Source organism: Anaerocolumna sp., assembly GCF_032079385.1.
In the GTDB taxonomy this organism is placed as follows: Bacteria; Bacillota; Clostridia; order Lachnospirales; family Lachnospiraceae; genus Anaerocolumna.
Window position 1 is genome coordinate 91,656 of sequence record NZ_DAMAUC010000016.1, and the last position, 10,351, is coordinate 102,006.

The 10,351-nt window shown below is 34.0% G+C and carries 10 protein-coding genes and 1 riboswitch; of the genes, 2 read left to right on the top strand and 8 right to left on the bottom strand.

Annotation, left to right across the window (positions count from 1 at the left end):
- Nucleotides 1–228: 228 nt before the first annotated feature.
- The 8 genes from RT261_RS13840 to RT261_RS13875 form a co-directional block, all read right to left on the bottom strand.
- On the bottom strand, nt 229–603 hold the full coding sequence (locus tag RT261_RS13840; protein WP_313133318.1) for a DUF7668 domain-containing protein: 375 nt from the start codon (nt 601–603) through the stop codon (nt 229–231).
- Between the two features lie 36 nt (nt 604–639).
- Nucleotides 640–1,710, bottom strand: coding sequence for a DUF6709 family protein (locus RT261_RS13845; RefSeq protein WP_313133319.1), 1,071 nt, complete (start codon nt 1,708–1,710; stop codon nt 640–642).
- A 473-nt stretch (nt 1,711–2,183) separates the two neighbouring features.
- Complete coding sequence (locus tag RT261_RS13850) at nt 2,184–2,528, bottom strand: P-II family nitrogen regulator (RefSeq protein WP_313133321.1); 345 nt, start codon at nt 2,526–2,528, stop codon at nt 2,184–2,186.
- A 15-nt stretch (nt 2,529–2,543) separates the two neighbouring features.
- Nucleotides 2,544–3,812 (bottom strand): cation:proton antiporter, encoded by a 1,269-nt coding sequence (locus RT261_RS13855; protein ID WP_313133322.1) that lies wholly within the window; start codon nt 3,810–3,812, stop codon nt 2,544–2,546.
- A 145-nt stretch (nt 3,813–3,957) separates the two neighbouring features.
- Nucleotides 3,958–4,089: riboswitch (cyclic di-AMP (ydaO/yuaA leader) on the bottom strand.
- A gap of 156 nt (nt 4,090–4,245) precedes the next feature.
- Nucleotides 4,246–4,809, bottom strand: a complete 564-nt coding sequence (locus RT261_RS13860) for a CDP-alcohol phosphatidyltransferase family protein (RefSeq protein ID WP_313133324.1) — start codon at nt 4,807–4,809, stop codon at nt 4,246–4,248.
- Nucleotides 4,810–4,830: 21 nt separating this feature from the next.
- Nucleotides 4,831–6,333 carry a phospholipase D-like domain-containing protein gene (locus RT261_RS13865; RefSeq protein ID WP_313133325.1) on the bottom strand — a complete coding sequence of 501 codons (1,503 nt, stop codon included), beginning with the start codon at nt 6,331–6,333 and terminating at the stop codon, nt 4,831–4,833.
- A 313-nt stretch (nt 6,334–6,646) separates the two neighbouring features.
- On the bottom strand, nt 6,647–7,525 hold the full coding sequence (locus tag RT261_RS13870; RefSeq protein WP_313133326.1) for an aldose 1-epimerase family protein: 879 nt from the start codon (nt 7,523–7,525) through the stop codon (nt 6,647–6,649).
- Complete coding sequence (locus RT261_RS13875; protein WP_313133327.1) at nt 7,513–8,445, bottom strand: carbohydrate kinase family protein; 933 nt, start codon at nt 8,443–8,445, stop codon at nt 7,513–7,515. Before RT261_RS13875 ends, RT261_RS13870 begins: the two co-directional genes overlap by 13 nt.
- A gap of 187 nt (nt 8,446–8,632) precedes the next feature.
- Here RT261_RS13875 and RT261_RS13880 point away from each other — a divergent pair, with 187 nt between their 5' ends.
- Together RT261_RS13880 and RT261_RS13885 are read left to right on the top strand one after the other, a co-directional pair.
- Complete coding sequence (locus tag RT261_RS13880; RefSeq protein ID WP_313133329.1) at nt 8,633–9,514, top strand: AraC family transcriptional regulator; 882 nt, start codon at nt 8,633–8,635, stop codon at nt 9,512–9,514.
- Nucleotides 9,515–9,598: 84 nt separating this feature from the next.
- Nucleotides 9,599–10,282, top strand: a complete 684-nt coding sequence (locus RT261_RS13885) for a D-lyxose/D-mannose family sugar isomerase (RefSeq protein WP_313133331.1) — start codon at nt 9,599–9,601, stop codon at nt 10,280–10,282.
- Nucleotides 10,283–10,351: the final 69 nt, after the last annotated feature.

Sequence of the window (10,351 nt, forward strand, 5' to 3'; positions counted from 1 at the left end):
ATATAATCAGAAGCTGAACCGTCCATATCGTTATTCAATTCATTAATGTTCGGAATTTCTCCATTATTCATCTTCTAAGAATATCATTTTTTCCTATATTGGATGTGTATTTCTGGTCTTCACACATCATCAGGGTATTTAGCAGGTCTAAAAATAGCTTAGCATTAAAATATGTAGCAGATATGAATTCTGAGTAGATTTAAAATTGCTCATAATCTCACGGGCAATCTATAAAGTATGTAAATCCTCAAGCGAAACGGAATATCCCTCTGATCCTACCAAAAACTCAAGCTGAATAGTCAAATCATTTATCTCCCCATTTGTTGTTAAGTCATAATCCATAGCATATCCCCGTCCACTTTTATAGGGTATTATATGTATTTGTCGGTTCTCACATTTACATTTTATCGGGTCATCAATTTTAAGTATAGGGCGAGATTCATCTAAATATTTAAGGGCTAAAATCAAATCTGTTTCAGATAAGCGGCTGCTATCAAATAATGCTAAAAACGAAGAATAATCACTGTCGGCTAATTTTGCAACCGCCATATTTGCAAAATTAATAAATGCTTCTTTTTCTTTTCCTTTTTCAATTTGTATCATGCTGCCTCCTATTATGTCATACTTATGTTTATGGTATTAATTAGAATTCCTATCCTCCAAAGTCATTGCATTATTGTATTTAATTTCCAAAAAATCATTAAAATTATTTTGATATAATTTTTCTGTCTCCTTATTATAACCTATAACCATATGAGGCTGAGTTTTTCCATAGTATTCCAATATCTCCATCGAAAGCTTTTTACCAGCTGGAATTGAGGCGATGGTTTTATCTTTCTTATATAATTTTACCTCACTTACACTGTACTTACCAGTTCTTTGGTAGTAATATGCCCAGATGATATCCCTGTTGTCATGAATATGACCACGGACACCGGAAATGAAGATGGTCCAGTTCTTACCTATCCATATTTCCTTACCAAACTGTTTAGCCGCTTCAAAATCAGCTTCAATGGCAGAAAGAGATACCGTCTGATTATTTTGCAAATATTTATCAAAGTGCTTCGTATATTTTCTTCTAATGAAATTTACAATCACATAGATGAGATGTAGTAATGTGAATAATACAACACTTCCTATTACATAAAATGTTGTAGCGTTATCGCTTCCTATAGTACCATTAACTATTACATATGGAATCGCATAGTCTTTAAACTCAGGTACATTGGCAAATAGGTAGTCTACGGTGCTATTAAAATGCCTCAATTCCTCCCCTTTCAATTTCACAAGGGTTCCTCTTACCTTAATTCCTGCTGGTATGTCCTCTGTATTACCTATAAAATAATCTACTGATTCATCCATTAAGGAGTTCATCTGAGTTTCTTTTTTAGCACCTAATTGAATTCCAAAAAATTTACCATTCTCCTCATCAAATGCCAAATATCCTATATTAGTTATTTTTTTAACAAATGTTTTGGTGTTTTTTTCTTCAAAGCGAATATATTCGCTTAATACGCAGTTCGCATCAAAGGTAACTACTTTTCCTTCATACTCCTCAAGATTGATGCCTTCAGTAATTTTTACAGGCCCGGTCAGTACAGCCATTAATTCCTTTCCATAACACGCCAAATAGACAGTAATAATTACCAATGAAACTATTATTCTGATGATTGTCCTTTTTAAAACTTTTTTTCTCAATAATTCGTACATCTCATTCCTCCGTTGGTTTATTAATATAAAGCGAATTCTTGGGAACAGGATGACTTTTATACCTTGAAACAAACATAAGCCGCCTCGCAAAAAAATGGTTTGCTATCTTTAAGAATACAGTAAACCATTTTTGTTCAAATTAATTTAGTAGTATCTTAAGTTTTTCCAAAATTCCTTTGTTTTAGAGCGCTATGCATTGAAAAAACACTTATTATGGTTTTTACAACTCTTTCCCTCCCAATCTCCGCATTTTAATTTACCACAAAATGGTTCTTAATTCAATAAGTAGTATAGCCGGATTGACAATTTAAAAATTTTCTGTTACTTTCCTCCTTATCTCCAAAAAAAGGCATCAGGATTTTTTCATCCCAATGCCTTTTTTTATATCATCTTTTCATATGCATTTTTTCATATGTATTTTTCATATCATTTTTTCATATGCACTTTTCATTCCGTTTTCATTCATTTACAAGTTACTGCCCCAATTGATACGTTTTACCTATTGGCACTGTAAACATGAATCCCACGCCAGTACCTGAAATATCTCCTACTACTTCTTGAACAACCGCAACAGTTTTTTCGACCAATTCTTCATTTTCTAATACGGTAAATATAGTTTTACTATATGGATGTGAATCTTCTAATAGCATACGTAAAGCGCCAAATAACGGAATGTTCTTATTTTGATTATTCACAATAGTACTTCCCATACCTTGGCTATCTAAAATCGTAGCACCGCTCACTCCTACTTCAACAAATCCAGATAGAATATCATCTAAATAATCAATCGCATTTAATACAACAAATAACACGTACATACTATTACACCTCCACTATTCTACATTTTGAACTTTCATATAGTCCGAATTAGGAGAAAGTTTAATGTTCTTTGAATTATTTTTTGCTTTTTCACGGCTTTCTTTTATTTTATCCAATCCATTTATTTCACCTGCTCTTTGAATAGCAATCTTAGCAAATATTGGTCCGGATACTTCATAAATCAGTACACTAAACATAATGATGGTACTAACAGCAACTGCATACTCCGGCAGCTGTTGTCTAACCAAAACAATAAGTCCTATTGAGATGCCTCCTTGTGGAAGCAATGCCAACCCTAAGTTTTTGGTAATCATAGGATCTGCTTTTACGCCTTTTGCTCCAACATAAGCTCCAAGCATCTTCCCACCAGCTCTTGCAAATACATAAGCTATACCCATAAGCCCTACCGTCTTGAAAGTACTTAAATTCAAACTGGCTCCTGCTAATGTAAAAAATAAAATGTAAACTGGTGTTACAAAGTCATTGATAGAATCAAATACTTTTTTCGGCTTATGTAAGTAATTCACCACCATGGTGCCCATCATGATACAGACTAAAAGAGAAGAAAGTCCTAATATTTTTGAAAGTCCTGTGGCGATACCAATAGCTACTAAAGTAATTGCCTGTAGATTATCACGGCCTGTAGATTTTTTAGCAATCATTACAAGCAATCCTCCAAGAATTAATCCCAATAACAAAGATCCGCTAATCTCAATGATCGGTTCACTAAACATCTGTAAGACAGAGTGTTGCTGTTTCCCAATTGATATTTTTGCTAAAGACATGGCAATACCAAAAGCCATAATACCAAAAACATCATCCAGTGCAACTACTGGCAGTATAGTTTTTGTTAATGGTCCATGTGCGTTGTATTGCTTCATCACTAAAAGAGTAGCCGCAGGTGCTGTGGCAGCTGACATAGATGCAATTACTACACTAAATGCAAATGGTTGATTAAATAGATAATACATAACTGAGAATACAATAACAACAGCTCCAATTACTTCCATAAGGGTTATGATCACAATTGATTTCCCTAGTTTTAGCATATCTTTAATTATAAATTCGCTGCCAATATTAAAAGCAATTACAGCCAGGGCCAATTCATTAATTATAGAAAAGGTGTTTATATCGTCCCCACCAATAAACTTAAAAAAAGAGGGTCCAAGAAACAACCCTGCTACTAAATAACCGGAGACATTTGGAAGTTTAAAGATTCCAGCCACCTTTCCTCCAATAATGCCAACTAATAATACTATACTGATTTTTAAAAGCAAATCCAATTATATATCCTCCATCATAATATTAAACTTTATGACGTTGATTTGCGCATTTCATTATTCTGACAATTAAATACTACGACTTCCCTCCTTGTTCAGTCTGTTTAATCATGAAAAAAGCGCATATACTCACTCATATTGAGATTCGTCATACGCTTGGTGACTCCTATGAGGTTAGCTGACGGGTTAGGGCTTCCAAGTCGCCCCTCTCATGATATTAAGATTCACCCCTACCGTTGGGTCCCCCACTACCGTATATGATATTAGGAGTTGTTTTCATAAGCATACTATAAATTGACGAAATAGTCAAATTTCATGTTCTTCCACTTTCAGAACCTTGAAAGGATTAAATCTATTTATCCGGGCTTTCAGAAGTTCTAATTTAACTAAGGTGATCAACTTTAAGGAGCTGATAAAGATATTAATATAGTTACCTTTATTTATCCCAAGTTTGTCTCATTTTATAAAACACTGGAATATAAAGTCCCCATGTTACTAGCATCATAATTATTTCAACAAATATCAAAATATTTGCTGTAATTTCCGAAATTCCGGGGAAAAACACTAATGCAGCTAAAACAATAAATAAACTGGTTGTACATATTTTCCCATACATTTTCGCACCATCCAGCTTTTTCCCATGCCTTAAATTGATTGCTCCCATAATTAGCATAAAACCTTCTTTTAGAACCATAACAACAAATAAATATTTCATGTAATGATACCGCAATGTAAGACACAGAGCTATAGCACCATGAGTCAGCTTGTCTGCTACAGGATCTATAAACTTGCCAAATTCCGTTATCATATGAAATCTTCTGGCTATTTTACCATCTAAGAAATCAGTTACACCTGAAATAATTATAATTCCAGCTGCCATATAATAATCCCTCTTGGAATTTGCTCCTATATAGGTAATACAAAATAATGGTATTAACAATATTCTAAAATAACTCATGCAATTAGGTATAGATAACAGTTCTTTTTTATTGATATTCATATTGGGTCCTTTCTGCTTCTTTTACATTAAAAACCGAAATGGTTTTCCAAAAACCTGAATTAGTTTTATTCTTCTTTCTCTTTTTTTACTGATTTCCTGTGGGACCATACCATCCGGAATAATGTAATCACCTTCACCTGTCACTAGCAAGGATTTTTCTTCGTATTCCCCCATAGCCTCCCTTAAGTCTTTGTTGATTGCCTCACTATCAATTATCAGCATGAGTTCAGTATCTATATATGTACTTCTCATATCCCAGTTAAAAGATCCGATAGCCGACAAATTATTATCTATAACAAAACATTTTCCATGATAGGATATCCCACCATCATACTCCAGTATTTGTATCCCGGTATCCAGTATTTTTTCTTTATTGTTCTGATAATCCATTGCTCCAAAAGGATTACCATTATTGGCAACTGAATTTGTCAGCATAGTTACTTTAGGAACCACTTTACTCACATCTGCTATTTCTTCTAACATCCAGTCATTGCATATGATATAAGGCGTATGGAAGATAACTTCCTCTTTTGCATTTTGCATCAACTGAGTCATGGCATAAAATACAACCGGTTCTTTTGCATAACGGGTTGTAGGATTGGTTATTAGCTGAATATGATTAACCGGCTTTGTTATCCTATAATAATCAATAGTTTGAAACCATTCCGGTTGTTCTTGCTGCATATTTTTATATATGGTTGTTAACTCTTCCTTTGCCTGTTTTACGGAATCTTTGTTCCATATTTTATTTTTAAATTCTTTACATTCAGGCAGATTCCATATCCCTGTAAAATAAGCAAGGAGTTGCTTCATGGATTCTCCCTGACCTATTTCTTCATTATATATCAGCACATCCCAATCGTAGTTTTTATAGCTTTCCTGGTCACCAAGGAAGTAATCATACGTATTGCGGCCTCCAAGAATATATAATTTATCATCTGCTATTATATATTTGTCATGAAGACGCCCCATAATTGACCAGGGACGTAAAAGCGAAATTGGATTATAAATTCGCATCTCTACATTTTGTAAATCCGATAGTGCATGAAAATACTCATTTCCTTTCATTTGTATTAACTCTGTAGAGCCATCCACCAGAATCTGAACCTGAACTCCTCTTTCTGCCGCAGAAAATAAAGCTGCTAATATTTTCTTCCCGCTTTCATCAGAACGAAATTCAAACGTGGATAGAATAATTCTCTCTTTTGCCTGGGCTATCATTCGTATTCTCTCTTCCAGAGCTTCACCATTATCCGACACGATATAAGCCCTTTCACCTATGGTATCAACTCCTGTATATTTATTATTATAAACTTTTTCTGCTGTTATCTTGCTGATAACTGGCTGATGAATGAACGGGAAAATAGCACCGATTACAATGTAAACGATTAGTAGAATCAGTAATATCGGTATCAGTTTCTTCATTTTTTGTTTTATAAGCCCCTGTTTATAATAATTCTGAACAAAATTACATATTTTAGTCAGTACCTTCGGATTGCTGTATCTTTTCTGTCTCATTTGCATTTTATAACTCTCCTGATCCTTTATAAGCGAATTGCCGGTAAACTCTTCCTGACAATCCATTTCCACATTAAAAATAACAGGAAGCAGGCAAGGCATATCAAAATACCGGTGCTTTTGGTAATGATTCTAATCTATAATTGCCAACTATACAACCAAGGTACAGTTTTTTAAGTTTTATTTAATTGTTTTTTTATTTTTACGCTTCCAATGAATCCTCATATTATCTATAGAATTATTATCATACTTGCATTATGTTCTATAGTATCCGGTGTCTTTTATTCCCTCTAAATCAATAAATGCTCATGAAATATAATCATGAGCATATCTTGATAGAAAATGTATTATTGTATTTTCTTTTTGATTCCAGTTTTATTAAATCTTTCTGAGTGGTTAGTTCTTCTACCATATCCTTCCTAGCCGGTAAGGAAGTCCATGGCTCAATACAAATATAATCTACTTCTGTTTTTGGCCAATGCCATATTCCTAAGTATTTCATGGTTGGGAAAGATACAATTATTTCTTCTTTACTTTTTTCAGATTTTAAACTAACTTCATCTCCCATGTTCTGTAAAATAATTGCATCATGATCAAACAAATCATGCCTTAATTGCAGATACTTTCCTTCTTCAAGAAAGAAACTCTTATTGTTCTCCGTAACAAAACAGTCTTCTGACATTCCAATTTGTATCGGCTCTGCCTGATCATCAAATTCAATCACATAATCTTCAAAAGACAAACTATCATTTATGGGCACATTAAATCCAGGGTGTCCTCCAAGGCCAAAATACATAGTTTCCTTATCCTTGTTATGTACTTCATAAGTAATCATAATCTCATTTCCCTGTAATTTATATGTGATACAAAATTGAAAGGAGAAGGGGTATTGCTCTCTTGTCTCTTTGTCATCTTCCAGTATAAAGGTAATGGATTCCCCTTTATGCTCTAATATTGCAAATTCTTTTAGCATAGCAAATCCATGGATTCCCATATGATATTCTTTACCGTATAATGTGTAAGTTTCCTTCGTCAGCCTGCCTACATAGGGAAATAAATTAGGTGCACTGTCTTCCCAAGTATCTTTGCTGCCTTGCCACAAAAACTCTTTACCAGCTTTATTCCGAATAGATTTCATCTGTGCCCCTTGGGCTGAAATACTCACTTTTAGTACACCGTTTTCAATTACATATTCCATACTTTCTCAATATCCTTCCTGGTTGGAAGTGCAGGAATTCCTCCCATTTTCTGTACACACAAAGAACCGGATATATTTCCATACTTTAATGCAGCTTCAATAATATCTTTCGTTAAGTCTTGCTTCTTATTTACATTCTCCAATAAAAGTTTTGAAAGAAAGCCGCCAAAGAAAGCATCTCCTGCACCTGTTGCATCTACCGCTTGTACTTTTCTTCCTTCTACAGTTCCTATTTCCTTACGGAAGAAATACTTTGCACCTTTGGCTCCCAGAGTCTCAATTACTACAGCAATATCATATTCTTCCATTAAACGAAAGATATTTTCTTCGCCTCCTACAAAATATAACTCTTCATCAGAAATCTTTAACAAATCAATAAAAGGAAGAACTTTATCTACTTCATTTTTTGCTGCTTCTTTACTATCCCATACCATATCACGGTAGTTCACATCAAAACTAACCAATTTGCCTTTTTCATGTGCTATTTTCATCGCATGTTTTACGGCATCTCTGCTTGGATTTTCTGATAAACTAAAGGATCCGGCATGAAATAATCGGCACTTTGCAATATCCTCTTCTTTCACATCTGATTCATGAAGCATCATGTCGGCTCCCGGTTTTCTGGCAAAAGTAAAAGAGCGCTCTCCATTTTCATATAAGGTTACAAACGCTAATGTAGTTACTGCCTCTTTTGTTAGTTCCTTACACAAATAGGCTACCTCATTCTCCTCCAGAGTGTCTTTTAAAAATCTTCCGAAATCATCTTCTCCCAGTTTGCCTAAAAATCCTACCTGTAAACCGTTCCTTGCCATACTAACCGCAGCATTTGCAGGGGCTCCGCCGGGATTTTTAATATAACTGTTCTTCTCTTTTCCAGGTGTAAAATCGATTAACATTTCCCCCATACTAATTACATCCATTGTATCTGCCTCCTTTTTTTATACTTATTAAATTTATTCGTTAATATCATTGACTTCTTATTATCTACATTATAATATTATTTAAATTGTATTGCTATTCTTTATAGTCACTGTACAAAATTAATATTTTTATTTTCTTTTCAACTACTGTATATATCAGTACTTTGTTTAAATATAGGAGGTATTTATGGAAGAAGCCATTCACTTAATTGATGTACCTGTTTACTCTGCAAATCGTAATGTATTAACTAACGCGGAACTTAAGATTCCGGGGCTGAAAATGTTGGGAAAACACACCATGACTACTGCTGTTTCTCCCTTACCAAATCATTATCACAAAAATTGTTTTGAGATTACTTATGTATCCGATGGAGTAATTACTTTCCACGTAGGAGAAAAAGATTATAAATTACGTGGCGGTGACGTTTTTATCACATTTCCTGACGAAGTACATAGCACAAATCTAACTCCCATGTCTGTAGGCGAAATATATTGGTTTCAGTTAGATATCACCAATCCAAAGAATATTTTATTTTTAAATAAAACAGCTTCTAACACATTGGTGAATCATTTATTGCATTTAGATCACCATTTATTAAATGTCAACTCGAAGGAAATGCTTCTTTTACTAAAAAAATCCTTTGATGCAAGTTTTCATTCTAAAAATACATTTTTATCCGCTTCCTATTTGACTGTTTTTTTACATAAATTATTAGAATGTAATTCACTGCCCCAAACAAAGCTTTCAATGGATATGGAATCATCGGTAAATTATATTTTAACACATCTAAAAGAAGAATTACCCCTGGAGCAGCTTGCTAAACTATGCAATTTATCTACCTCACAATATAAGCAGAAATTCAAGGCTCAAATGGGCGTTTCCCCCAGGAACTTTATTAATTTTCAAAAAATCGAAGCCTCTAAACTTTTGTTGGAAAAGGGAATGGATATTACCAATGTTGCTATGGAATTGGGTTTTAATACCAGCAGCTACTTTTCCGTTGTATTTAAACGATACAATACCTATAGTCCTTCCGAATATATTAAAAAACATAAATCAAACATTTAATTTTGTACATCGTTTGTAAGTAAATGCGTACATTTTTATAGGTTATATAATATAAGAAAAGGATAAATATATGGAGGTATTGCTATGAAACGTTCGGAAGTAAATAAAGCAATCAAAGAAATGGAAAGTTTAATAAAGAAGCACGGATTTGAGTTACCGCCATTCTGTCACTGGACACCGGAAGAATGGCAAAATAAAAATGAAGAATATGATGAAATTCGTGATAACATGCTAGGCTGGGATATAACAGACTATGGTTTAGGAGATTTTGAAAAGGTGGGTTTTGCACTAATTACTATTCGTAATGGTAATCAAAAAAATCCAAAATATAAGAAAGTATATGCAGAGAAATTATTGATGCTAAAAGAAGGCCAACACTCTCCTATGCATTTCCACTGGAATAAAAGTGAAGATATCATAAATCGTGGCGGCGGAACTTTAATTATTCATCTTTACAATGACAAAGGTGACGGTTCCTTTGATGATTCCGATGTTCTAGTTAATTCTGATGGCCGTTCTTATTATGTAAAAGCAGGTACCGGCGTGGAATTGAAACCTGGTGAAAGTATTACTCTCTGGCCTCACCAATACCATGACTTTGACGTAAAACCCGGAACCGGTGATGTATTAATTGGGGAAGTGTCCATGTGCAATGATGATACAACGGATAACCGTTTCTATGAAGAAATCGGCCGTTTCCCTACCATAGAGGAAGACGAATCGCCTTATCGTTTATTATGTACGGAATATCCTAAGTGTCCCCAATAGGTATCTAAAATAAAAGTTTATCTCTGTAGGACGCTTTGCCTGGGGATGTGTAGAACTCAAAAAGTGTTG

Bases quoted from the DNA above. Each gene is read 5' to 3' on its own strand.
- RT261_RS13880 (WP_313133329.1), top strand. From the start codon at position 8,633: ATGGAAGAAGCCATTCACTTAATTGATGTACCTGTTTACTCTGCAAAT.
- RT261_RS13875 (WP_313133327.1), bottom strand. From the start codon at position 8,445: ATGGATGTAATTAGTATGGGGGAAATGTTAATCGATTTTACACCTGGA.
- RT261_RS13850 (WP_313133321.1), bottom strand. From the start codon at position 2,528: ATGTACGTGTTATTTGTTGTATTAAATGCGATTGATTATTTAGATGAT.
- RT261_RS13870 (WP_313133326.1), bottom strand. From the start codon at position 7,525: ATGGAATATGTAATTGAAAACGGTGTACTAAAAGTGAGTATTTCAGCC.
- RT261_RS13840 (WP_313133318.1), bottom strand. From the start codon at position 603: ATGATACAAATTGAAAAAGGAAAAGAAAAAGAAGCATTTATTAATTTT.
- RT261_RS13845 (WP_313133319.1), bottom strand. From the start codon at position 1,710: ATGTACGAATTATTGAGAAAAAAAGTTTTAAAAAGGACAATCATCAGA.
- RT261_RS13860 (WP_313133324.1), bottom strand. From the start codon at position 4,809: ATGAATATCAATAAAAAAGAACTGTTATCTATACCTAATTGCATGAGT.
- RT261_RS13865 (WP_313133325.1), bottom strand. From the start codon at position 6,333: ATGCAAATGAGACAGAAAAGATACAGCAATCCGAAGGTACTGACTAAA.
- RT261_RS13885 (WP_313133331.1), top strand. From the start codon at position 9,599: ATGAAACGTTCGGAAGTAAATAAAGCAATCAAAGAAATGGAAAGTTTA.